We start from the raw sequence: 24,482 nt of genomic DNA on the forward strand, positions 1-24,482 counted from the left end.
TGCGGGGCAGGAGTGGACTGCAGGGCAGCGGTCCGGGGTGTTGCCAGGGGAAGGGTGGCGGCCTTTGGGCGGGCCGGCCCGAAGAAGTTCAGGGGCATCAGGTCACCAGACGCGTCATCAGACGCAGGATGTCGTTGTAGAACGCCAATCCCATCAGGCCCGCCAGCGCGGCCAGGCCCACATATTGTCCGGCCACCATGTGGCGCTCGCTCAAGGGGCTGCCCTTGACCAATTCAATAAGGTAATACAGCAGGTGCCCGCCGTCCAAGACGGGGATCGGCAGCAGGTTGATGATGGCCAGGCTGAGGGACATTAGCGCCAGGAAGAACAGGAACCAGGCAAGGCCCTGTTTTGCGCTGTCATTGGCGACTTGGGCAATCGTCAGGGGGCCCGAGATGTTCTTGCTGGAGGCATCACGGGTGAGCATGCGCCGGATCATGCCCAAGGAGTCAGTCACCATCTTTCCGGTTTGCTGGAATGCAGCGGGGATGGCCGCGATCGGGCCGAGTTGCTGTGTAGTGTCGAATTCAGCGGGAACCCCGCTACCTGCCGGTTCGAGCCCGAGCGCCCAGTACACTTGGCCGGTCGCCTCGTCGCGCTGGCGTTTGGGCGCCAGTTCAAGGGCACGGCGCTCCCCCTTGCGGTCGACCTCCACCATCGCCAGACCGCCACGATGACCCCATTCCTGGACCAACGGGCCGATATCGCCAAAGCTGTGGACAGGCTGGCCGTCGATGGCGGTCACTGTATCGCCGACCTCCAGGATGCCGGCCGCCGCACTACCGGGACGGATTTTCCCGATCGTCGCGGGGAGCGTCTGGTGATTCCAGACCAGGCCGATGGCGGCGCTCACGTTTTCCTGGTTGAAGTCGGCAGGAAGACGTGAGAGGGCCAACGTCCGCTCGCGTTCGCTGCCGTCGATGCCGACCAAGTTCAAGGTAATGTCGCGCCGATCAATGGCCGCGATGGTCAGCGTCTGCAATGCGTCGAGTGAGGTGTGGACTTGGGCTCCGTCGATGGCCTCGATGCGATCGCCGCGCTGGAGTTGTGCCTGGGCTGCCAGCCCCGTTGCTCGGCCCACGGTTGCCGAGTAATCCGGGCGGCCAATGACAAACATGACCCAAAGCAGCGCCACACAAAGAACGAGGTTGGCCAGCGGACCCGCCGCCACCACCGCGATGCGTTGCCACACGGACTTGCGGTTGAAGGCCTGGTCGAGTTGGGCGGCGGGGACGTCGCCCTCGGCTTCGTCCAGCATCTTCACGTAGCCGCCGAGCGGGATCGCGGCCACCGCGAATTCGGTGCCGTGGCGGTCGCGCCGGGACCACAACGGCTTTCCGAAGCCCACCGAGAAGCGCAGCACCTTTACGCCGCAACGGCGTGCGACCCAGTAATGGCCGAATTCATGGAACGTGACCAACACGCCCAGTGCCACGATCATCCACCAGATTGAGCCCAGCACTTCACTCATCGGATGTCGGCGCTCATCGGGAAAGGTGGCTTGCGAGGTTGCGTTCGGTCAGCCGGCGAGCCTGTGCATCCGCTGCCAGCAGCACCTCCAGCGAATCCGCCGGCGCCGCAGGCAGCGCAGCGAGGGCGTCCTCGACCAGCGCGGGGATGGATAGGAAACCGATCCGGCCCTGAAGAAAGGCTGAAACGGCGACTTCGTTCGCGGCGTTCAGCACGGCGGGGGCGGTGCCGCCCGCCGCCATGGCGTCCCAGGCCAGCCGCAGGCAGGGGAACGCGTCCGTGTCGGGCGCTTCAAACTCCAGGCGCGGGTGGGCCAACAGGTCGAGCCCACCCACCCCGGATGCGATCCGTTCGGGCCAGCCGAGGCCGACCGCCAGCGAGGTGCGCATGTCGGGCAGGCCGAGTTGCGCCAGCGTCGAGCCATCGACGAATTCCACCAGCGAGTGCACCAGGCTCTGCGGATGCACCAGCACGTCCAGCCGCTCGCGGCCGACACCGAACAGGTGGTGGGCTTCGATCAGCTCCAGGCCCTTGTTCATCAGAGTGGCCGAATCGACCGAGATCTTCGGCCCCATCGACCATTTCGGATGCGCGACGGCCTGTTCGCGGGTGACCTGCGCGAGTTCGGCGCGGCTGCGTCCGCGGAAAGGTCCGCCCGACGCGGTCAGCACGATGCGGCTTACGTCGGCCTGAGCCTGTCGTGAACGCAGGCACTGGAAGATGGCGTTGTGCTCGCTGTCGATCGGGATGATCTCGGCGCTCGCCGCGTCCGCCGCAGCGGTCACCAGTTCGCCGGCGAGCACCAGCGACTCCTTGTTCGCCAGCAGCAAGCGCTTGCCCGCGCGGGCCGCTGCCAGGGTCGAGGACAAGCCGGCCGCTCCGACGATCGCGGCGACCACGACCTCACAGTCGGGCGCGGCCACCAGCGCGTCGAGGGCGGCCACGCCGGCATGCGCGCGCGTCGCCAGGCCGGCATCGGCCAGACCGTCGCGCAGGCGCGCGTAGAGGTCGGCGTCGGCGATCACCGCGTGGTCGGGTCGATGCGCTGCGCACAAGGACAGCAGCGCGTCGACGTTGCCGCCGGCCGCCAGCACGCTGGCGCGGTAGCGGTCCGGATGACGCGCGATGACGTCCAGCGCCGACGCGCCGATCGAGCCGGTCGCGCCCAGGACGGCCACGTTGCGGGAGGCGGGCATGGACATGCTCAGAACCCGAAGACTTCCTTGCCCAGTACGAAGATGGGCAGGGCCGCCAGCACGCCGTCGATGCGGTCGAGCACGCCACCGTGGCCCGGGATCAGGTCGCCCGAATCCTTGGCGCCGACATGCCGCTTGAGCAGGCTTTCGAAGAGGTCGCCGACGACCGAGAACAGCACCGTGAACACCGCCACGACCAGCACGCCGGGCAGGTGTCCGGCGCCTGCGCCGGCGATCAGCGCACCGGCCACGGCGACCACCATGCCGGCGACCAGGCCGCCCAGCAGCCCTTCCAGCGTCTTGTTGGGACTGATCCGTGGTGCCAGCTTGCGGCCGCCGAACCAGCGACCACCGAAGTGACGGCCGGCGAAGTAGGCGCCGCTGTCGGCGGCCCACACGATGGCCAGCGCGACGAACAGCCAGATGTGTCCGTTCGGCTGCGACGAATGGATCAGGCCGAGCGCGCACCAGGCGGGCACCACGGCCAGCGTGCCGGCCGCCAGCTTGAACACCCGCGCCCAGGTCTCGTGGTCGGAGGCGAAGGTGAAGAAGCGCAGCCATAGCAACGCCAGCAACCACCATCCCACGCCGACCAGCGCCATCAGGCGCAGCGGTACCAGGTCGGTGGCGTCGCCCGAGCCACGCGAGGCCCATACCAGCGCCACCATCACCAGCAGGTTGGCGGTCAGCAGCACCGTGCGCTGCAGGGTGTCGTCGATTTCGGCGAGCTTGAACCATTCCCACAGGCCGACCAGGAACACCAGCGCCGCCAGCATGGCCAGCCACGAGGTGGGCAGCAGCAGGATCGCCCCGATGGCGAACGGCGCCATCACCAGTGCGGCGATGACACGGGTGCGGGTGGCGCTCATGCGGGGTGATCCTCGGTCGCGCTGCCGGCGACCTGGGCGCTGGTCAGGCCGAAGCGGCGCTCGCGCTGCGCGAAGTCGTCCAGCGCGCGCTGCAGCAGCGCCGCGTCCAGGTCGGGCCACAGCACATCGGTGAACCAGAGTTCGGTGTACGCCAGCTGCCACAGCAGGAAGTTGCTGACGCGGTGGTCGCCACCGGTGCGGATGAACAGGTCGGGCGCGGGCAGGTCGGCCAGTGCCACCTGCGAGCCGAGGGCGGCTTCGTCGATGTCTTCGGGTCGCAGCCGGCCGGCGGCGACCTCCGTGGCCAGTGCCCGCGCGGCGTGCGCGATGTCCTGGCGCCCGCCATAGCTGGCGGCGATGACCAGGTGCAGGCGTCCGTTGGCGCGGGTCAGTGCCTCTGCGGCGTCCATCCGCGCGCGGATGTCGGTCGAGAAGCGGGCCCGGTCACCGATGAAGCGCACGCGCACCGAGCGCCGGTGCAGTTCGTCGACCTCGCGGTCCAGCGCGTTGAGGAACAGTTTCATCAGCGCACCGACTTCCTCTTCCGGACGCCCCCAGTTTTCGCTGGAGAACGCGAACAGGGTCAGCGCGCCGATACCGCGCTCCAGGCAGAAGTCGATGCAGAGGTTGACCGCGCGTGCGCCGGCGCGGTGGCCGATCACGCGGGGACGGCGACGGCGTTCCGCCCAGCGCCCGTTGCCGTCCATGATGACGGCCAGGTGGCGGGGCACGGACGGGGAAGCGGCAGGGGACATGGCAGTCCTCAGACCGCCATCAATTCCTGCTCCTTGGCCTTCACCACATCGTCGACGTCCTTGATGGACTTGTCGGTGAGCTTCTGGATCTCGTCTTCGGTCCGGCGCTCTTCGTCTTCGGTGATCTGCTTGTCCTTCAGCAGGTCCTTGACCTGCTGGTTGGCATCGCGCCGGATGTTGCGGATGGCGACCTTGGCATCCTCGCCTTCGCTGTGCACGACCTTCGAGAGCTCCTTGCGGCGCTCTTCCGTCAGCGCGGGCAGGTTCAGCCGGATGGTGGTGCCGGCGGTGTTCGGCGTCAGCCCCAGATCCGATGCCAGGATGGCCTTCTCCACCGCGCCGACCATCTGCTTCTCCCACGGGGTGATCGTGAGGGAGCGCGAGTCGGAGATCGTCACCGTCGCCACCTGGCTCAGCGGCATGTCCGAACCGTAGTAGTTGACCTTCAGGTGTTCCACCAGGGCCGTGGAGGCACGGCCGGTGCGCACCTTGATCAGGGTGTGGCGGAGCGCTTCGATGCTCTTGGTCATGCGCGCCTGCGCGTCTTTCTTGATGTCGTTGAGCATCGCCCTTTCCGTTGCAAAGCCTGTAAACGACGGATTATAGGGCGATTCGGCCCCGTTGCCGACCGTCAGGGGCCGGTCCGGTGCGAATGATGCGGTGCCGCATCATGCAGATCGTGGCCGCAGCCCGCGCCCCGTTCGATCTGCAGCGTGGCGTGGTTGATGCCGAAGCGATGGTCCAGCGCATGCACCGTGGCGTCGATGAACGCGTCGTGGTCGTCGTCCCGCGCCCGCACCAGGTGCGCGGTCAGGGCGATCTCGTTGGCGCCCAGGGACCAGATGTGGAGGTGGTGCACAGCCGACACGCCGGTCTGTTCCTGCAGGAATGCGCGGACCTCGTCAGGATCCACGTGTCCCGGCACCGCGTCCATGGCGGCGTCGAAACTGGCCCGCAGCAGCCCCCACGACCCGACGGCGACGACCACGGCGATCAGCAGCGCGGTAGCCGGATCCAGCCACGCCCAGCCCAGGGTCGCCATGCCGACGCCAGCCAGCACGGCAGCCAGCGACACGGCGGCGTCGGCAATCAGGTGCAGGAAAGCGCCGCGCTTGTTGAGGTCGTGCAGGTGGCCGTCCTTGACCAGCCAGGCGGCGCCGAGGTTGACCAGGATGCCGAGCGAGGCGACCACGATGACCGGTGTGGCGGGAATTTCCGGCGGCGCGCTGAAGCGTCGGAACGCTTCCCAGCCCAATGCGCCCGAGAAGACCATCAGCAGGACGGCGTTGGCCAGCGGCGACAGCAGCGTCGCGCGCCGCCAACCGTAGGTGTGGCGTCCGCGCGGCGGACGTCCGGCCAGGGCGGCGGCGCCCCAGGCCAGGGCGAGCCCGAGGACATCGCCGAGGTTGTGCAGCGCATCCGACAGCAGCGCCAGCGAATTGGTGTGGAAGCCGTAGCCCGCTTCGATGGCGGTGTAGGCGAGGTTGATCAGCGTGACCCACGCGAACGTGCGCGTGGCCGAAGCCTGCGGGTGGGCGTGCGCCCCGTGCCCGTGGTGATGTGCGTGTCCCATGGCGGACTAGGGTGCCTGCGGCCCTGTGCGAACACTATTACAAGGGCGATCGCGTCCCACGTGCCCGACGTGGCCGAAAGGCGCGGCCACCGGGGCCGCGCCCGTCAGTCAGTTGCGGCCCTTCACCAGCGTGCCGACATGCTCGCCGCGCAGGATGCGCATCAGGTTGCCGGGCACCGACAGGTCGTAGATGCGCAGCGGTACGTCGCTGTCGCGGCACAGGGCGAACGCCGCCGTGTCCATCACCTGCAGGTCGCGCGCGATGACATCGTCGTAGGTCAGCTGATCGTAGCGGACGGCATCGGCGTGCTTGCTGGGGTCCTTGTCGTAGACGCCGTCCACCTTGGTCGCCTTCAGCAGCAGGTCCGCGCCGATCTCGATCGCCCGCAGCGCGGCGCCGGAATCGGTGGTGAAGAAGGGGTTGCCGGTGCCTGCGGCGAAGATCGCGATGCGGCCCTTTTCCAGATGGCGGATCGCACGGCGGCGGATGTAGTCCTCGCAGACGTCGTTGATCTTGATGGCGCTCATCACGCGGCACTTGGCGCCGAGCTTTTCCAGCGCGTCCTGCATGGCCAGCGCATTGATGACGGTCGCCAGCATGCCCATCTGGTCGCCGGTGACCCGGTCCATGCCGCCGGCGGCCAGGCCGGCGCCGCGGAAAATGTTGCCGCCGCCGATCACCAGGCCCACTTCGGCGCCGGCGTCGCGCGCCTCGATGATCTCGCGAGCGATGCGGGTGATGACGGCGGGGTCGATGCCGTAGTCCTCGGCCCCCATCAGCGCCTCGCCGGACAGTTTGAGCAGGATGCGGCGATACACGAGGGGAGCGGGCATGGGGATTTCTCGGCGTGGGGGCAAACGCGGCAATTCTAGCCGAGTGCCCCCGTCTCAGTCGCCGGGTTCGTAGATGGCGTAGAGCTTGCGCGCGGTTTCCAGCACCTCCCACGTGCCGGTGAAGCCGGCCGGCACGATGAAGCTCTGGCCTGCCTCAAGCAGCACGTCGCTGCCGTCGTCACCGCGCAGGCGCATGCGTCCGCTGAGCAGGTGGCAGAACTCGTGTTCGGTGTACTGCACGCGCCACGCCCCGACGCTGCCTTCCCAGACGCCGCAATGGAAGCGCTCGTCCTGCGTGGAATATGCGTTGGCGTGCGCCTGCCGCGGCGCGCCGTGCACGACGCGCTCCGCCGCGACCGGCGCACGCGTGGCTTCATCCGGGGTGTGCGGTACGGAAACGATGCGGGACATGAGCGGAACCGGCAGGCGGGGCGACTATGATGTGGCCTTCTTTCGGCAACCATCAAGGAACGGCCATGAGCGTGCGCACCCTGCAGGAATTCCTCGCCTCGTCGCGTGAGAAGGATGCCAGTCCGGATGCCTTCGAGCTCGAGAGCCCGCACCTGCTCGAGGTGCGGTTGAACGGGCTGGTCTGGGCCAAGTCCGGCGCGATGGTAGCACGCAAGGGGGCGGTCAAGTTCACCCGCCAAGGCGTGCTGGAGCAGGGCCTGGGCAACCTGCTGAAGAAGGCGGTCAGCGGGGAAGGCATGCAGTTGATGAAGATCGAGGGGCAGGGGCGCGTCTATCTGGCCGATGCCGGCAAGCGGATCACCCTGCTGCGGCTCGCCGGGGAGGCCATCTTCGTCAACGGCAACGACGTGCTGGCCGTGGAGTCGGGCATCGAGAGCCGCATCACCATGATGCGCAAGGTCGCCGGCATGCTGTCCGGCGGGTTGTTCAACGTGCGCCTCAGCGGGCACGGCATCGTCGCGATCACGTCGCACTACGAACCGCTGACACTGCCGGTGAATGCGCAGACCGGTCCGGTGTTTACCGACCCCAACGCCACCGTGGCGTGGTCGGGCAGCCTGACGCCCGAAATCGTCACCGACATCTCGCTGGGCACGCTGCTGGGACGGGGGTCCGGAGAAAGCGTGCAGCTACGGTTTGCGGGCGACGGCTGGGTGGTGGTGCAGCCCTACGAAGAAGTCGTGTACCAGCCGAGGCAGTAAGCGCCCGGCGCTCCTCTCTGATCCAGGGTCACCCGCCGGTGCGTGGAGGCGCGGCGTCGACTGCGGAGGGGGGAACCCGCATGCGCACCCCACGCCCAGCCTTCTGCCGCGCTGTCGCGGCTTCAAAGGCGCGGGCGCACGGCCGTCCATCAAACGCGGCGCCCGTTGCGGCGGACCCGGAGATCCCTCGCTATCCGTAACAGCGTGTCGATGTTGCGCGTGGCCGCATTCTGTTATCGCTATTACGTTCCGGGGCGTCCAAAAAATGCGCCTGAGGGGGGGCAAAACTACACGGCATTTTGTGATGTATTTGGCATTATTACTTGAGTGTTGCGTAACCTAATTCCAACATTTGATTAACCTGCTATTAAGGCCCGTGGCTGCCCTGAAGGGCGCGCCGCACATTCTCGGAGAGGGCGGGCCCGTCCGGACGCTCATGTGAATCAACCTGCAGCAGGGAGTCGCACAGTGTCCAAGCGTACGTTCAATCGAACACTCAAACGCAGCGCCCTTACCCTGGCGCTCGGCGTCTGCTTCAACACGTCCGTCTACGCCCAGTCCAATACCTCGGGCGCGGTCTTCGGCCAGGCATCGGCGGGCGAGAAGGTCCTGGTCCAGAACCCGGCCACCGGCTTCAGCCGTGAAATCGCGATCGGCGCCGACGGTAGTTACCGCGTATCCGCGCTCTCGCCCGGCACGTACCGCGTGACGCTTCAGCGGGCCGACGGTACGACGACGACGCGCGAAGTCGCGGTCAACGTCGGTACCGGTACGGCCGTCAATTTCGCAGCGGAAAGTTCCGGCAGTGGTGCCACAACGCTCGGCACGGTGACCGTCACCGGGTCGCAGTTGGTCAACCCGATCGACGTCTCGTCGGTCGAGTCCACCACCATCCTGACGTCCGAGCAGCTGGCCCGCATCCCCGTGCCGCGCGATACCACCTCGGTGGCCCTGCTGGCGCCGGGCACGGTGCGTGGCGATGGCGCCTTCGGCAACCTTGCCTCGTTCGGTGGCTCCTCCGTCGCCGAGAACCAGTACTACATCAACGGCTTCAACATCACCAATTCGTTCCGGAGCCTGAACTTCTCGAAGGTGCCTTTCGAGGCGATCGCCGAGCAGCAGATCAAGACCGGTGGCTACGGCGCCGAGTTCGGCCGTTCGCTGGGCGGCGTGGTGAACCAGATCACCAAGCGCGGCACCAACGAGTTCAAGGCCGGTGCCAATGTGTTCTGGTCGCCGAAATCGCTGCGTTCGGACGTGGAGGACTACAAGTACTCCAACCCGTTGGTCCCGGGCGACTACGGCAACGTCGCCGAGAACAACAGCAACGATACGCAGGAAGAGCTGATCGGTGCCGTGTGGGCAGGTGGTGCGCTGATCAAGGACACGCTGTTCGCCTACGGCCTGTTGTCCTACGGCAAGACCGACACCGATGCCTGGGGCAACATGGATGCGGTCACGAACCGCAACGGGTCGATCAAGAATCCGACCTGGCTTGCGAAGTTCGACTGGAACATCAACGACAGCAACAAGCTGGAGCTGACCGCGTTCTCCGACAAGCAGGAAACCGAGACGCGGGTCTACAACAACACCCCGGGCGAAGTGGACCGCACCACCTATGTCGGCACGGTGTTCGACGAGCAGGGCGGCAACAACTACGTACTGAAGTACACCGGTTATCTCACCGACGCCTTCACCCTGACCGCGCTGTATGGCCACGGCGAATTCAAGCGCGCGCAGCATCTCCGTAATCCGGACGGTTCGACCGTCAGCTACAACGGCGATATCACCACGGCCTACACGACCGACATCAACGGGACGACCGCGCTCGGCGGCTGCCCGGCGATCATCGACGTGCGTCCGGGCTACCGCAAACTGATCACCGGCGCCTATGGCAGCCTGTGCCATCTGACCGACGGCGCGTTGCTGCAGGCATCCAACAACAAGGATACCCGCGACCAGTACCGCATCGACGCGGAGTGGATCCTCGGCTCGCACCAGTTGCGCTTCGGCGTGGACGTGGACAATTACGAGTCGGTGGCGGGCGAAGCCAACGTGGGTGGCTGGCTGTGGCGCTACTCGACGAACAACGGTCCCGACGGGCGCCCGAACACCGGCGACGAGTTCGACGTGGTCCGTCGCCAGACCACGGCGCGTGGCACCACCATCGAGGTGAAGCAGCGCGCCTACTACCTCGAAGATTCGTGGAGGATCACCGACAACTTCCTGGCGTACCTCGGCGCGCGCTGGGATACCTTCGAGAACCTGGGCTCCGACGGACGCGCTTTCGTCAAGATCGACAACCAGTTCGGCCCCCGCCTGGGTTTCTCGTGGGATGCCAAGGGCGACTCGTCCCTGAAGATCTACGGTAATGCCGGTCGCTACGCATTGCCGTTGACGCCGAGCGTCGCGGTGCGCGGCTCCAGCGCCTCCATCTACCAGCGCTCCAACAACAACCGCTTCTCGGGCGTCGACCCGGTGACCGGTGCGCCGATCCTGATCAACCCGCTGAATCCGCTGAACCTGATCAACGGCGAAGACGGCCAAGCGCATGATCCGAACACGATCGCCAGCAAGAACCTGGATCCGATGTACCAGGACGAGTTCATCCTCGGCTTCCAGACCACGCTGACCGACCACCTCAACTTCGGTGCGCGCGGCATCTACCGTAAGTTGAAGGCCGCCATCGACGACAACTGCGACTACACCGCGATCACCGACCTGGCCGATGCCGACGGGCTCGACTACACCGTGCCGAACCCCGGCTTCCCGTATTGCCGCCTGTTCAACCCGGGCGAAGATGCGGTGCTGGTCACCGACCTGAACGGCGACGGCGTCTACACCACCTACACGGTGGAGGGCGACCGCCTCAGCCCGCCGGCCAAGCGTTCGTACAAGGCCCTGGAACTGTTCCTGGACGGCAGCTGGGACAAGTTCTTCTTCCAGGCCTCGTATACGCTCGGCTACAACAAGGGCAATACCGAAGGCGGCGTGAAGTCCGACATCGGCCAGGGCGACACCAACACCACGCAGGACTTCGACTACCGCGAGCTGACGGTCGATACCTACGGCTACCTGCCCAACGATCGGCGCCATGCGTTGAAGGTATTCGGCAACTACGACTTCAACGACGAGTGGTCGCTCGGTGCGAACCTCATCGTGCAGACGGGACGACCGATCAACTGCCTGGGTGTACTGGATCTCAACCCCCTGGAGCCCGTGGGTCCGGTGACCAACTATTCGCCGCATCCTTATGGTTCGGGCTTCATGCGCTGCAGCAACTCGGAAAATGGCGCCTCTGACGATTCCACGGTGAGCGCGGTTCCGCGTGGTACCGCCGGGCGCCTGCCCACGACCACCAGCCTGGACCTGAACCTCGCTTTCAGGCCGTCGTTCGCACCGGGCCTGCAGTTCAAGATGGACGTGTTCAACGTCTTCAATTCGCAGAAGGTCACGGCGGTGAGCGAAGTGGCGGAAGACTCGGCGACCGGCAATCCGCTGAGCACCTACCTGCTGCCACGCTCGTACCAGGCACCCCGTTCGGTCCGCTTCATGGTCCAGTACGACTTCTGATCCCGCATCTGTTCGAACAAGAACAACGCTCCATGCTCTCTTCTCGGCCGCCTTCGGGCGGCCTTTTCTTGTGCGCCGCGGCCTGCGTTGATCGTGTTGCGGATATGCTTGAACCAACTCCCTCACGATGGCGACCATGAACGGAGCGCTGCAGCGCCACTGGAACGAGGCGAACCACCACGAGGCCGCCAGGAACCCATCCGCGGCCCGCGCCTGTTACGAAGCCATGCTGGCGATAGCGCCCGATCTGGTGGCGCCACACCTTCGCCTTTCGCGGCTTGCGCAGGTCGCCGATCGTTATGTCGATTCGCGCCTGCACGCACTGCAGGCCGCGCGGATATGCGCCCGGATCCAGGACACCAAGTCGGTCGGCTTCGCCAGCCTGCGCCTGCTCGCCTTTGCCGAAGATGCGGAAATCGTCCGGCTCATCCGGTCCATGCCGTGGTCCGACGAAGAAGTCCTGCGTCAGGCAGCGGTGCTCGCCCAGCATCTCTGGCTGGTGGATCGGCACGACCTCGCACTCGAGTTCCTGACGCATGTCGCCAGCCGTGTGCGGCCCGATCCGCTCCTCTGCTACACCCGCGCCAACGTACTCAGGTCGCTGGGCAGGCTGGACGAAGCCACCGACTATTACGAATACGCACTGCGCCTGGATCCGGACAACGCCTATGTGCACCGGACCCTCGCGTTCCACCAGGCTGCGAAGCCAGCCGGTAGCCGAGCGCCGAGGATCGAAGCGGCCTACGGGCAACATGCGGATGGATCGCCCGAACGTGCACAGCTGCGCTATGCGCTGTTCAAGGAGCTGGACGATGCCGGTCACACGGCGGCTGCCTGGGACGCGTTGCGGGAGGGAGCTGCCATGGTGCGCAGCACGCTGCGGCACGATCCGGCAGAGGAGGAGCGGGCGTTCGAGCGTCTCATGCAGTCCTCTCCCTGGGCGATGCCGGTGCGCGTCGATCAGGCGCCATCCGGACCCGTGCCGATCTTCATCGTCGGCCTGCCGCGTACCGGCACGACCGTGCTGGACCGGGTGCTGGGTAATCATCCCGAGGTCGTTTCGCTGGGCGAGCGCAACGACCTGGAGGCGGCGATAAGCGAAGTGTCCGATCATTTTTACCCGGGCGGACTGAGGGAGTCGCGGTGGGAGAAGCTCGCGGGGATCGATCCGCTCACCGTCGGCGTACGGTACAGGGATCGCCTGGCGCCGATGGTCGCGGGGAGCCGATGCTTCATCGACAAGAACCCCCGGAACTTCTTCAATGTGGGTCTGATACTGCGGGCGCTCCCGCAGGCACGCATCCTCTGCGTGCGCCGCGATCCGATGGACGCCTGCTTCTCGAACCTGAAGGAGCTGTTCGAGGGCGGCGCGTATCCCTACAGCTACGCATTCGAAGACCTGGCTGCGCACCATCGCGGTTTCGACAGGCTGCTGGCGCACTGGATGGCCGAGGCACGGGGTGCGATGCACGTGGTGGACTACGAGGCGCTGGTGCGGAGCGGCGAGGACACCCTGCGCGGCATTCTCGCGTTCTGCGGCCTGGCGCCCGCCCTGGACATGCTGGACATCACCGCCAATGCGGCGCCCGTGTCCACCGCCAGCAGTTCGCAAGTCCGTTCGCCCATCCACGATCGCGGAATAGGGGCATGGCGGCGTTACGCCGTCCCGCTGGAGCCCCTGCGCCGGATGCTGGACGCGCAGGGGAACGGACATGACCGCTGAGCCGATGTCCGGACGCGTGGCTGCGCTGATGCAACGCGCCCAGGCGCATGCCGTGGCCAAGGATTTCGACGCGGCGACCGAAGAGTACCGGCGCGCACTCGCCCTGTCGCCCGGCGATCCCGACATCCTCTTGCAGTTGTCCTACATGGCGTCCCTCGCAGGCCGTTACCGGGCCGCGCACGGTCATGCGTTGCAGGCCAGCCAGCACGACACGCAGCGGGTCGAGGTCGTGAAGGAGCTGCTTGCACGGTTGCGTACCTTCAATGAAATCCCAGCCATGCTGGCGTGCATCGAGCGCATGTTGCCGATGTCCCGCATTCCGATCCCTTCGTTGATCACCATTGCGGCACAGCTGACCTACGCGGGGTTGCCGCAGCGGGCGATCATGTTCCTGGACGAAGCGCGGCGCGCGGACCCGGACTATCCGCCGACCTTGTTGTCGCGGGCCCATGTGCTGATGTTCCTCGGTCGATTCGACGAGGCGGCGGAAGATGCCTCCCGTGCGCTCGCGCGGGCGCCGCAGATCGCGCAGGGCTACTGGCTCCTGTCGCAGGTCCGCAGGCAGCACGCCGGCGAGGCCCACCTGGCCCGGATCTGGGCGCAGCTGAAGGTGCCGCGACGGACCGCGCAGGATCGTGCGTTGCTCGCCTTCGCGCTGCACAAGGAACTGGACGGTCTTGGGCGCTACGAGGAGGCCTGGCATGCGCTGCAGGAAGGGTGCGCCAGCAAGCGTTCCTCGCTGCGCTACGACGCGGCGCAGACGGCGTTGCTTTTCGAGCGGCTGCTGCGTTTCGAACGACGCGGTTCCCCCGTGCAGGCGGGGTCCGGCACCCCTGCGGTGCCGGTATTCATCGTGGGCATGCATCGGTCGGGCACGACGCTGATCGAGCACCTGCTCGACGGGCATTCCGACGTGTGCGGACTGGGCGAGCTCTACGACTTCACCAGTGCCATGCGCTACGGCACCGATCATCATTGCGCGGGCGTGATCGATCCGGAGATCGTCGCAAGGGCCGCTTCCGTCGACTTCGACATGGTCGGCCGCCGTTATCTGGAAGGCATCGGCTGGCGCTTGTCCGGCGAGGGCCATTTCACCGACAAGCTTCCTTCGAACTTCCTCAACCTGGGCTTCATCTGCGAGGCCCTGCCGCAGGCGAAGATCCTGCACATGGTGCGCGACCCGATGGAGACCGGCTTCTCCAATCTGCGCGAACTGTTCTCCGACGCCAATCCCTACAGCTACGACCAGCGCGAACTGGCCGATTTCCATGCGCACTACCGCACGTTGATGGCCCACTGGCATGCCCGCTATCCCGGGCGGATCATGGACGTGGACTACGCGCAACTGACGCGCGAGCCGGAACAGGTGGTCCGCCGGGTCTGCGACTTCATCGGCCTCGCCTTCGAGCCGCAGATGCTGGGGATGCAGTCGCGCACGCGGGGTGTCGTCACGGCCAGCGCCGTGCAGGTCCGCACCGCGATCCATGTGCGGGAAGTGCCGAAGTGGCGCGCGTACGAGCGGTACCTTGCACCGTTGCGGGAGCGCCTCGGCAATGACTGAACGATGATGCCGGCCTCCGGCATCACCGGGTCGATTCAGGAGCCGACGGCCCCCGCCGAGACGCGATTGCGCCCCTCGCGCTTGGCGCCATACAGCGCTTCGTCGGCAGCGCGCAGCAGATCGTCGACGTGGCGGAACTGTTCCAGCGCCCCTTGCGTGGCGAGGCCGGCGGAGAAGGTGATGTGCAGCGGCTGGCCGTTGACGTGCGCCATGGCCGCGCCGGAAACCTCGGACAGGATGCGTCGCACCACGTGGGCGGCCGCGTCCTCATTGATGCCCGGCAGTACCACCAGGAATTCCTCGCCGCCGTAGCGGGCGACGATGTCGCTGCTGCGCACATGCCGCATCAGCGACTTGGCGAAGTTGCGCAGCACCTCGTCGCCGACCAGATGGCCCCAGCGGTCGTTGACCTGTTTGAAGTCGTCCAGGTCGATGAAGGCGATCGACAGCGGCCAGCCGTGGCGGGTGGCGGCGTCGAACTCCTTTTCCAGCACTTCTTCCAGCTGGCTGCGGTTGTAGGCGCCGGTCAACGGATCGCGACGCACTTCCTCGGCCAGGCGGCGTGCGCGGTCTTCGTGCTCGTCGGCCTCCTTGCGCGCGCGCGCGGCTTCCTGGATCTCGCGCAGGTTGCGTACCACCAGCAACTCGCGCGCCTGGTCCAGCAGGGCCTGGATGCGGGCGGGGGGCGCAGGCGGAACGTCGAACATCGCGCAGACTTCGGGCAGGGCGGCGATCATGTCCTCGGTCAGCGTGAGGAAGGCCGCATAGTCCAGCCCGAGGCGGGTGGCCGCCTGCAGCGCCGCGTGCCGATGGGCGGCCTCGGTGCGGGCTTCATCCGCGCCGGCCAGCCAGATGTCGGCGACATGGCCGGAGACGGCGACGCACGCATTGAACGTGGTATCGGAAGCGGGCCCCTCGCTTTCCATGATGGCTTCCCGCAGCAGTGCGGGCAGGTTCCACTGCCGCGCCAGCCAGCCACCAACAGAGGCGTGGTCGCAGCCCAGCCAGTCGCATTCGGCGGCAAGCAGTGCCGCGTTGTCTTCGGTGCGTTCGACCAGCTGCGCGTAGTCGTCGCCCAGCACTTCCAGCAGGGCCAGCATGCCGATGTCCTGCAGCAGTCCGGCGAGCATCAGTTCCTCGGCCTTGCGCGTGCCGGCATGCTGGCCGAGCAGGCGACATGCCAGTGCGGCGATCACGCTGCGGCGCCAGACGCGCTCCTGCGCCACGGGATGGCTGCCACTGCCGCAGCGCGCGAGCGAGAAGCCCAGGGCCAGCGTGAGCGTCGCGTTGAGTCCGAGTACCGTCAGTGCCTGCGACAGGTTTTCCACGCGGCGTCGGCTGGCATAGAGCGGGGAATTGGCGATGCGCAGCATGCGCGCGCTCAGGGCGGGGTCCAGGCCGATCGCATCGGCCGCGGTCGCCATCACCACCTCGGGGTCCTGCGCCAGTTCGAGGATGCGCAACGCCACGCCCGGCGGGCTGGGCAGGTTGCGGCAGTTCGACAACTGGGATTCGAGTTCGGGACGCATCCGGGTGCGCACTACGCTGGAGGAAAGTGGCCGGCAGCATGCCAGCAAAGCGTGACGGGATGGCAGCTTTGTAGACAGTTTCGGCACGGCAGCGTCAAACTTTAGGCGCGCACGACGAAAGGCGGTGCGCACGCCGCCGCGTCGGGACGCGTTTCGCGGACAACAAAAAAGCCGCGGTTTCCCGCGGCTTTTCCGGGTGAAGCGGAACGCGCGGCTTATGCCAGGCCGGCCTGCTTCATCACTTCGGCGGCGTAGTCTTCCACCACCTTCTCGATGCCTTCGCCGACCACCAGGCGCTGGAAGCCGACCACGTCGGCGCCGGCGGCCTTGACCACCTGCTCGACCGACTTGTCGCTGTCCAGCACGTACGGCTGGCCGTACAGCGTCACTTCGTTGACGATCTTGTTGATCTTGCCGGAGATGATCTTCTCCAGGATGTCGGCCGGCTTGGCCTTGTCCTTGTCCGACATCTTTGCCAGCTCGATTTCCTTTTCCTTCGCCACGAACTCGGCCGGCACGTCGGCCGCCTTGTTGTGCGGGGGGTTCATGGCGGCGATGTGCATCGCCAGGCCGCGGGCCAGTTCGGCGTCGCCGCCCTTGACCTCGACCAGCACGCCGATCTTGCCGCCGTGCACGTAGGCCGCGACGTTGTTCGCGCTGTCGATGGCGACAAGGCGACGGATCTGCATGTTCTCGCCCAGCTTGGCGATGGCGGCGGCGCGGGCTTCCTCGACGGTCTCGCCCGAGGCCAGCTTGGCGCTCTTCAGCGCTTCGACGTCGGCGGCGCCCGAGGTCAGCGCGGCCTGCGCGATGGCGTCGGTGAAGGCGATGAAGTTGGCGTCCTTGGCGACGAAGTCGGTCTCGGAGTTGATCTCGACCAGCACGGCCTTGCCGCCGTCCTGCGCCACGGCCACGCGGCCTTCGGCGGTGACGCGGTCGGCCTTCTTGTCGGCCTTGGCCAGGCCCGACTTGCGCAGCCACTCGGCCGCGGCGTCGATGTCGGCGTTGTTCTCGGTGAGCGCCTTCTTGCACTCCATCATGCCGGCGCCGGTGCGCTCGCGCAGTTCCTTGACCAGGGATGCGGTGATTTCCACGGGATTACCTCTGTTTGGATTGGCAAAGCCCCTCTCCCGTCGGGAGAGGGGTTGGGGTGAGGGCCGGTGGAGTCGCGACGCATTGAACGCCAGCGTGCTTCCCGTACCCTCATCCGCCCTTCGGGCACCTTCTCCGGGGAGAAGGAACAATAGGGGCCGCCGCGCAGCATGGCGCGGCGGCGTTGCAGCCGGATTACTCGGCAGCGGCTTCGTCGGACTTCTTGCCGGCGGCCTTCTTGGCCGGGGCACGGCGGGCACCCTTGTCGTCGCCGCCTTCGGCGAACTCTTCCTCGCGCACGGTGGCGGCGTTCGGCGATGCGGCCTTGCCTTCCAGCACGGCGTCGGCGGCGGCGCGGGCGTACAGCTGCACGGCGCGGATGGCGTCGTCGTTGCCCGGGATGGCGTAGTCGACCAGGGCCGGGTCGTAGTTCGAGTCGACCACCGCGATCACCGGGATGCCGAGCTTCTTGGCTTCCTTGATGGCGATGTCTTCATGGCCGATGTCGATGACGAACAGGGCGTCCGGCAGGCGGTTCATTTCCTTGATGCCGCCCAGCGAGGCCAGCAGCTTCTCGCGCTCGCGGCGCAGGCCCAGCACTTCGTGCTTGACCAGCTTCTCGAAGGTGCCATCGGTTTCGGCGGCTTCCAGTTCCTTCAGGCGGGCGACCGACTTCTTCACGGTGGCGAAGTTGGTCAGCGTGCCACCCAGCCAGCGCTGGGTCATGAACGGCATGCCGCAACGCTCGGCTTCTTCCTTCACTGCTTCGCGCGCGCTGCGCTTGGTGCCCAGGAACAGGATGGTGCCGCGCTTCTGCGCGACGCCCGAGATGAAGTTCATCGCGTCGTTGAACAGCGGAACGGTCTTCTCGAGGTTGATGATGTGGATCTTGCCGCGGGCACCGAAGATGTACGGCGCCATCTTGGGGTTCCAGTAGCGGGTCTGGTGGCCGAAATGGACGCCGGCTTCCAGCATCTGGCGCATGGTGACTTGGGGCATTGCATGACTCCTGATAAGGAACCCACCGCCAGGCAAAGGAAGGCGGTGCCCGTGAGGGCGGGGTTCCGGGGTTGGGCCTCCCTGCGGCATCCGTGTCCGAACCCTCCAGCGAAGGGCACCCCGGCACGGGTTGAGGCAGCAGGTGTGGATTCGTCGGTGTCGCCCGACGTGGGCGGTCCGGCCGGGCAGGCCCGGGCGCGAAGCCGCGGGAGTATAGCGGGGTTTGCCCGGTGGCGGCAAACCGGGTGGAGTCGCGGGGAGGGCGCCGGTGGCCCGAGCCGTTCAGCCCGCGCGCCAAATGGGGGATAATCGGCCAATGGCCATCCAGCTCAAGACCCCCGAAGACCTCGCCCAGATGCGCATCGCCGGCCGCCTCGCCGCCGAGGTGCTGCAGGTGGTCGCCCCGCATGTGAAGCCGGGCGTGACCACCGCGGAACTGGACCGCATCTGCCACGATCACATCGTCAACGTGCAGCAGGCGATTCCCGCCAACGTGGGCTACAAGGGCTTCCCGGCGACGGTCTGCACTTCGGTCAACAACGTCATCTGCCATGGCATCCCCAGCGAGGGGAAAGTGCTGAAGGACGGTGACATCGTCAACATCGACGTCACCGTCATCAAGGATGGCTGGCACGGCGATACCAGCCGCATGTACATCGTGGGCACGCCGTCGGTGATGGCCAGGCGCCTGGTGGACGTGACCCGCGAGGCCATGTTCCGCGGCATCCGCGCGGTGAAGCCGGGCGCCACCCTGGGCGATGTGGGTCACGCGATCCAGCAGTACGCGGAATCCGAGCGCTTCAGCGTGGTGCGCGAGTACTGCGGCCACGGCATCGGCAAGGTCTACCACGACGAGCCGCAGGTGCTGCACTACGGCCGCCCGGGCGAGGGCGTGGTGTTGAAGCCGGGCATGACCTTCACCATCGAGCCGATGATCAACGAGGGTGCGCGCCATACCCGCGTGCTGCCGGACGGTTGGACCGTGGTGACCAAGGACCGCAAGCTCTCGGCGCAGTGGGAACATACCGTGGCGGTGACCGAGGATGGCGTCGAGATCCTGACCCGCGTGCCGGGCGACGACAACGACCTGTGAGTACCCCGACAGCCGCGAACGGACAGGCGACGCGGCTGCCGGACATCGGCCCGGGCGTTGCCGATGACGCGGCCTGGTCGGCGGCGGCACGCGCGTCGCTGGGCCATACCGATGCCCGGCTGGACAAGCGCTTCGACCAGGACGACGGCATGGACCGTATCCTCGCGCTGCGTGCGCGGGCGGTCGATCACCTGCTGAAGGATGCGTGGCTGCGCTGCATTCCGCCGGAGGCGCCGATGGCGTTGTTCGCGGTGGGGGGCTATGGCCGGGGCGAACTGTTTCCGCATTCGGACGTCGACGTGCTGGTCCTGGCGGCGCCCCACGTGCAGCAGGCGCATCACGGCGCCGTGGCGCGCCTGTTCGCGCTGTTGTGGGACGCCGGACTGCCGATCAGCCACAGCGTGCGCTCGGCGGGCGAATGCACGGCTGCGGCCGCTGCCGACCAGAGCGTGCTGACCGCGCTCATCGAGGAGCGCCTGATCGTCGGCGAGCCTGTCGACGAAGGGCTGCTGATCGATGCCATCGGCCCGGCCCGGGTCTGGCCACCGCGGGATTTCTTCGTCGCCAAGCGCGAGGAACTGCGCATCCGCCACGCGCGGTTCGGCGACACCTCCGACAACCTGGAGCCCAACATCAAGGAAGGCCCGGGCGGCCTGCGCGACCTGCACACCCTCGGCTGGATGGCGCTGCGCACGTTCGGTGTGCGCGATCTCGAGGCGCTGGTGGGACTGGGGCATCTGGGCCCGGACGAAGCCGCGGCGCTGGCGCGCGAACGCCGCGCGCTGGGGCGCCTGCGCTACGGCCTGCACCGGGTGGCGAACCGGCCGGAGGAGCGCCTGCGGTTCGATTACCAGAAGACGCTGGCGCAGCGGCTCGGGTTCGCCGACGACGAGGAAAGCCTCGGCGTCGAGAAGATGATGCAGGGCTTCTACCGCAGCGCGGCCATCGTGCGCCGCATCAGCGACCGCCTGCTGCAACGCTTCGAGGAGCAGTTCGACGGCGAGGCGCTGCCCGAGCCGCTGGACGGGCAGTTCGCTCTCCGTCGCGGCTACCTGGCCGCACGTGAAGGCGCCTGGCCGGCGAACGATGTCGGCCAGGTGTTCGCGCTGTTCGCGGTGTGGGCCGCCCATCCGCAGGTACGCGGGCTGCATTCGCGCACGGCGCGCGCGCTGGCGGAGTCGCTTCCGAAACTTTCGGCGTATCCCGCCGCCGGCAAGGAACAGCGCGATGCCTTCATGGCGTTGCTGCGTGGCCCGCGAGCGGTGGAAACGCTCACCCGCATGGCGCGCCTCGGCGTGCTGGGGCAATGGATTCCCGCGTTCGCGCGCGTGTCCGGACGCATGCAGTTCGACCTGTTCCATGTCTACACCGTCGACCAGCACACGCTGATGGTGTTGCGGAACATCGCCGCCTTCGCCGCGGGTCGCGCCGACGAGCGCTTCTCGATCGCGCACGAGGTCTGGCCGCGCCTGCGCAAACCCGAGTTGCTGCTGCTGGCCGGCCTGTTCCACGACATCGCCAAGGGCCGTGGCGGCGACCATTCGGAACTGGGCGCGGTGGATGCGCGCGAATTCTGTTCCGCCCACGGGCTCAGCGAGGCAGACACCGCCCTGGTGGCGTGGCTGGTGGAGCAGCACCTGCGCATGTCGGTGACGGCGCAGAAGCAGGACATCTCCGATGCGGACGTGATCCACGCCTTCGCCGCGCTCGTCGAGGACCGCGAGCGCCTCGACTATCTCTACCTGCTGACCTGCGCCGACATCGCCGGCACCAGCCCGAAGCTGTGGAACGCGTGGAAGGACCGCCTGCTCGCAGACCTGTACTTCGCCGCCCGCCGCGTGCTGCGCGAAGGCCTGGAGAATCCGGTGGCGGTGGATGAACGCCTGGACGAGGCGCGCGGCAGCGTGCGCGCCATGCTGGAACTGCAGGGCCTGTCCGCGGCGCAGGCAGACGCACTGTTCACCACCATGCCCGAAGAAAGCTTCCTGCGCTTCCGCCCCGAACAACTTGCCTGGCAGACGCATGCGATCCGCGGTGCGTCGGCAGGCGAAACGCGCGTGCGTGCGCGCCGCATCGCCGACGATGCCGACGCCATGGAAGTCTTCGTGCATTCGCCCGACAGGGACGGGCTGTTCGCGGCCATCCTCGCCACCCTGGACCGCATGGGCTTCGCGATCCACCAGGCGCGCGTACTGGTCGGGCCGCAGGGCGCGGTGTTCGACACGTTCGAAGTGCTGCCGGCCGACGCCTACGCGTCCCGCGATCCGGCCGACATCGAGCGCACCCTCGGCGACGCGCTGGCGCGCCCGCTCGACAGCGTCCGCACCTCGCGTCGCGCCGTGCCGCGCCAACTCAGGCATTTCCGGTTCGCCCCGCGGATCGAATTCGGCACGACGCCCGATGGGCGCCGTACCATCCTCGGCCTGGTCGCGCCCGATCGCCCCGGTCTGCTGTCGGATGTGGCCCAGGTGCTGCGCCGGCAAGGCCTGCGCGTGCACGATGCGCGCATCGCGACGTTCGGCGAGCGCGCCGAGGACGTGTTCCAGATCACCGACGAGCACGACCAGCCGCTGAACGACGCCGCTTTGCAGGACGCGCTGCGCGATGCGTTGCGCGCCGGCCTCGAGACTCCCCCCTGACACGTATCCGGTAGACCGTTCGATGACCCGTAAAGCCAGCAAGACCGAAGAACTGAAGTCCACCATCGAGAGCGCCTTCGAGCGCCGCGCCGAACTGACCCCCGCCGAGATCGAGGGCTCCACCCGCACTGCCGTCGAGCTGGCCATCGAAGGCCTCGAGGCCGGCAAGCTGCGCGTGGCCGAGCCCGACGGCAAGGGCGGGTGGAAGGTCAACGAGTGGCTGAAGAAAGCCGTGCTGCTGTATTTCCGCGTCAACGAGATGGAACTGGTCGAGGCCTATCCCGCGCCGTTCTGGGACAAGGTCGAAGCGCGCTTCGGCGCGTTCGACGAGAACGACTTCCGCAAGCTCGGCGTGCGCGTGGTGCCGGGCGCCATCGCCCGTCGCGGCACGTACTTCGGCAAGGACGTGGTGCTGATGCCGAGCTTCGTCAACATCGGCGCGTACGTGGGCGAGGGCACCATGGTGGACACCTGGGCCACCGTGGGGTCGTGTGCGCAGATCGGCAAGCACTGCCACCTGTCCGGCGGCGCCGGTATCGGCGGCGTGCTGGAACCGTTGCAGGCCAGCCCGACGATCATCGAAGACCACTGCTTCATCGGTGCGCGGTCGGAAGTCGTCGAAGGCGTGGTGATCGGGCACCACAGCGTGATCGGCATGGGCGTGTTCATCGGCCAGTCCACGCGCATCTACAACCGCGCCACCAAGGAAATCACCTACGGCTACGTGCCGCCGGGCAGCGTCGTCGTCTCCGGCTCGCTGCCGGCCGCCGATGGGTCGCATTCGCTGTACTGCGCCGTGATCGTCAAGCAGGTCGACGAGAAGACGCGCAGCAAGACCAGCGTCAACGAACTGCTGCGTGGCCTGGCGGACTGATCGATGGCGACGACGCTTTATGGCCTGAAGAACTGCGACACCTGCAAGAAGGCGACGAAGTGGCTGGACCGCTTCGGCGTGGCGTACACGTTCGTCGACTACCGCGACAACCGGCAGGCGCCGGAGACGCTGAAGGAATGGGCCGAGAAAGCGGGGGGCTGGGACGCGCTGATCAACAAGTCGTCGACCACGTGGCGGCAGTTGCCCGAGAGCCGCAAGTCACCGGGCTCCGATGCGGAATGGAAGCTCTTGTTGAAGGAGTATCCGCAACTGATCCGTCGCCCCGTCGTCATCGGCGGCATGGCGGGCTTTTCACAGGGTTTCAGCGACAATGGTTTCAAGAAGCAGTTCGGAGCCGGGTCGTGAGCGATGTCGTCGAGCTTTCCAGCGAACTGATTCGCCGCCATTCGGTGACGCCGGATGACGCAGGGTGCCAGCACGTGCTGGCGACGCGTCTGGTGCAATGGGGTTTCCAGTGCGAACACCTGCGCTTCGGCGATACCGACAATCTATGGGCCACGCACGGAACCGGCTCACCGGTGCTGGTGCTGCTCGGACATACCGACGTGGTGCCGCCGGGTCCGCTGTCTGCCTGGACCAGTGATCCCTTCGTGCCGACCGTGCGCGAGGGCGTGCTCTACGGGCGCGGCACCGCCGACATGAAATGCAGCGTGGCCGCATGCACGATCGCGCTGGAACGTTTCGTCGATGCGCATCCCGACCATCCGGGCACGGTCGCCCTGCTGGTCACGTCGGACGAGGAGGGGCCCGCGCACGATGGGGTGAAGAAGGTCGCCGAGCTGTTCCGCGAACGCGGGCAGCGCATCGACTGGTGCATCACCGGCGAGCCGTCTTCGAAGGAAACGCTGGGTGACCTGCTGCGCGTGGGTCGTCGCGGCACGCTGACCGGCACATTGAACGTGCACGGCGTGCAGGGCCACGTGGCGTATCCGCACAAGGCGCTCAACCCCATCCACAAGGCCCTGCCTGCACTGGAAGAGCTGGCCGCGCGCCAGTGGGACGAAGGCTACGAAACCTTTCCGCCGACCAGCCTGCAGATTTCCAACATCAACGCCGGCACCGGTGCCAGCAACGTCATCCCGGGCGAGCTGCAGGTGGTGTTCAACCTGCGCTTCAATCCGAGCTGGACAGCGGAAGGGCTGGAACGGGAGATCGAGGGCATCCTCCGCCGCCATGGCGTGGATTACAGCATCCAGTGGCTGCGCGGCGGCGAACCCTTCTATACGCCGGAAGGCCATCTGCGTGCGACCGCGCGCGCAGTGCTGGGCGAGTTCGTCGGCGCGCCGCCGGAGGAAAGCACCGCAGGCGGCACGTCGGACGCCCGCTTCATCGCGCCGCTGGGCGCCGAGTGCATCGAGGTGGGACCGGTCAACGCCAGCATCCACAAGGTCGACGAGAACATCCGCGTGACGGATCTCGAGGCACTGCCTGGCCTGTACCAGAAGCTGCTCGAGCGGCTGATGCTGCCGGTTCGCGCAGATTCGTAGGAGCGCCCGCGGGCGCGCTGCC

General features: G+C 67.1%; 19 protein-coding genes and 1 pseudogene. 9 read left to right on the forward strand and 11 right to left on the reverse strand.

Features of this window, described 5'->3' with window-relative positions; genetic code table 11:
• Positions 1–97: 97 nt before the first annotated feature.
• The 8 genes from rseP to Q0907_RS06845 all read right to left on the reverse strand — a co-directional run bounded on the left by rseP (position 98) and on the right by Q0907_RS06845 (position 7,108).
• A complete protein-coding gene (gene rseP / locus Q0907_RS06810; protein ID WP_299342800.1) occupies positions 98–1,471 on the reverse strand; it encodes an RIP metalloprotease RseP in 1,374 nt (457 codons plus the stop codon).
• Positions 1,472–1,484: 13 nt separating this feature from the next.
• Positions 1,485–2,672 carry a 1-deoxy-D-xylulose-5-phosphate reductoisomerase gene (gene dxr, locus Q0907_RS06815; protein WP_296280372.1) on the reverse strand — a complete coding sequence of 396 codons (1,188 nt, stop codon included), beginning with the start codon at positions 2,670–2,672 and terminating at the stop codon, positions 1,485–1,487.
• Positions 2,673–2,674: 2 nt separating this feature from the next.
• Positions 2,675–3,535, reverse strand: coding sequence for a phosphatidate cytidylyltransferase (locus Q0907_RS06820; RefSeq protein WP_296280373.1), 861 nt, complete (start codon positions 3,533–3,535; stop codon positions 2,675–2,677).
• Positions 3,532–4,290 (reverse strand): polyprenyl diphosphate synthase, encoded by a 759-nt coding sequence (gene uppS, locus Q0907_RS06825; RefSeq protein WP_296280375.1) that lies wholly within the window; start codon positions 4,288–4,290, stop codon positions 3,532–3,534. Before uppS ends, Q0907_RS06820 begins: the two co-directional genes overlap by 4 nt.
• An 8-nt stretch (positions 4,291–4,298) precedes the next feature.
• The gene (gene frr, locus Q0907_RS06830) at positions 4,299–4,856 is read right to left on the reverse strand and encodes a ribosome recycling factor (RefSeq protein ID WP_296280377.1); all 558 of its coding nucleotides are present in this window, start codon (positions 4,854–4,856) and stop codon (positions 4,299–4,301) included.
• Positions 4,857–4,921: 65 nt separating this feature from the next.
• On the reverse strand, positions 4,922–5,863 hold the full coding sequence (locus Q0907_RS06835; RefSeq protein ID WP_299342802.1) for a cation diffusion facilitator family transporter: 942 nt from the start codon (positions 5,861–5,863) through the stop codon (positions 4,922–4,924).
• Positions 5,864–5,971: 108 nt separating this feature from the next.
• Complete coding sequence (gene pyrH / locus Q0907_RS06840) at positions 5,972–6,697, reverse strand: UMP kinase (protein WP_296280381.1); 726 nt, start codon at positions 6,695–6,697, stop codon at positions 5,972–5,974.
• 54 nt (positions 6,698–6,751) lie between these two features.
• A complete protein-coding gene (locus Q0907_RS06845; RefSeq protein WP_299342804.1) occupies positions 6,752–7,108 on the reverse strand; it encodes a cupin domain-containing protein in 357 nt (118 codons plus the stop codon).
• A gap of 65 nt (positions 7,109–7,173) precedes the next feature.
• Here Q0907_RS06845 and Q0907_RS06850 point away from each other — a divergent pair, with 65 nt between their 5' ends.
• The 4 genes from Q0907_RS06850 (at position 7,174) to Q0907_RS06865 (ending at position 14,726) form a co-directional block, all read left to right on the forward strand.
• Entirely contained in the window at positions 7,174–7,869 is a 696-nt protein-coding gene (locus tag Q0907_RS06850; protein ID WP_296280385.1) for an AIM24 family protein, read from the forward strand.
• 468 nt (positions 7,870–8,337) lie between these two features.
• Positions 8,338–11,442 carry a TonB-dependent receptor gene (locus tag Q0907_RS06855; protein WP_299342806.1) on the forward strand — a complete coding sequence of 1,035 codons (3,105 nt, stop codon included), beginning with the start codon at positions 8,338–8,340 and terminating at the stop codon, positions 11,440–11,442.
• Positions 11,443–11,578: 136 nt separating this feature from the next.
• The gene (locus Q0907_RS06860) at positions 11,579–13,165 is read left to right on the forward strand and encodes a sulfotransferase (protein WP_299342808.1); all 1,587 of its coding nucleotides are present in this window, start codon (positions 11,579–11,581) and stop codon (positions 13,163–13,165) included.
• A complete protein-coding gene (locus tag Q0907_RS06865) occupies positions 13,155–14,726 on the forward strand; it encodes a tetratricopeptide repeat-containing sulfotransferase family protein (protein WP_299342810.1) in 1,572 nt (523 codons plus the stop codon). The genes Q0907_RS06860 and Q0907_RS06865 overlap by 11 nt, the downstream gene beginning before the upstream one ends.
• 35 nt (positions 14,727–14,761) lie before the next feature.
• Here the strand turns inward: Q0907_RS06865 and Q0907_RS06870 are convergent, their stop codons facing one another.
• The 3 genes from Q0907_RS06870 to rpsB form a co-directional block, all read right to left on the reverse strand.
• Positions 14,762–16,255, reverse strand: coding sequence for an HDOD domain-containing protein (locus Q0907_RS06870; protein ID WP_299342811.1), 1,494 nt, complete (start codon positions 16,253–16,255; stop codon positions 14,762–14,764).
• A 215-nt stretch (positions 16,256–16,470) separates the two neighbouring features.
• Positions 16,471–17,349, reverse strand: a complete 879-nt coding sequence (gene tsf, locus Q0907_RS06875; protein WP_142123817.1) for a translation elongation factor Ts — start codon at positions 17,347–17,349, stop codon at positions 16,471–16,473.
• A 193-nt stretch (positions 17,350–17,542) separates the two neighbouring features.
• Entirely contained in the window at positions 17,543–18,346 is an 804-nt protein-coding gene (rpsB, locus tag Q0907_RS06880) for a 30S ribosomal protein S2 (protein WP_192269570.1), read from the reverse strand.
• 316 nt (positions 18,347–18,662) lie between these two features.
• Here rpsB and map point away from each other — a divergent pair, with 316 nt between their 5' ends.
• The 5 genes and pseudogenes from map (at position 18,663) to dapE (ending at position 24,460) form a co-directional block, all read left to right on the forward strand.
• Positions 18,663–19,439, forward strand: coding sequence for a type I methionyl aminopeptidase (map, locus tag Q0907_RS06885; RefSeq protein ID WP_296280397.1), 777 nt, complete (start codon positions 18,663–18,665; stop codon positions 19,437–19,439).
• A gap of 35 nt (positions 19,440–19,474) precedes the next feature.
• Positions 19,475–22,078, forward strand: a complete 2,604-nt coding sequence (gene glnD, locus Q0907_RS06890; RefSeq protein ID WP_296280665.1) for a [protein-PII] uridylyltransferase — start codon at positions 19,475–19,477, stop codon at positions 22,076–22,078.
• Positions 22,079–22,124: 46 nt separating this feature from the next.
• Positions 22,125–22,952 (forward strand): annotated as a pseudogene (dapD, locus tag Q0907_RS06895) (2,3,4,5-tetrahydropyridine-2,6-dicarboxylate N-succinyltransferase); the annotation flags it as partial.
• A 3-nt stretch (positions 22,953–22,955) separates the two neighbouring features.
• Complete coding sequence (locus Q0907_RS06900; RefSeq protein WP_299342816.1) at positions 22,956–23,318, forward strand: Spx/MgsR family RNA polymerase-binding regulatory protein; 363 nt, start codon at positions 22,956–22,958, stop codon at positions 23,316–23,318.
• Complete coding sequence (dapE, locus tag Q0907_RS06905; RefSeq protein ID WP_299342818.1) at positions 23,315–24,460, forward strand: succinyl-diaminopimelate desuccinylase; 1,146 nt, start codon at positions 23,315–23,317, stop codon at positions 24,458–24,460. Before Q0907_RS06900 ends, dapE begins: the two co-directional genes overlap by 4 nt.
• Positions 24,461–24,482 lie beyond the last annotated feature (22 nt).

This window comes from uncultured Pseudoxanthomonas sp. (assembly GCF_947498795.1).
Classification (GTDB): Bacteria; Pseudomonadota; Gammaproteobacteria; order Xanthomonadales; family Xanthomonadaceae; genus Pseudoxanthomonas_A.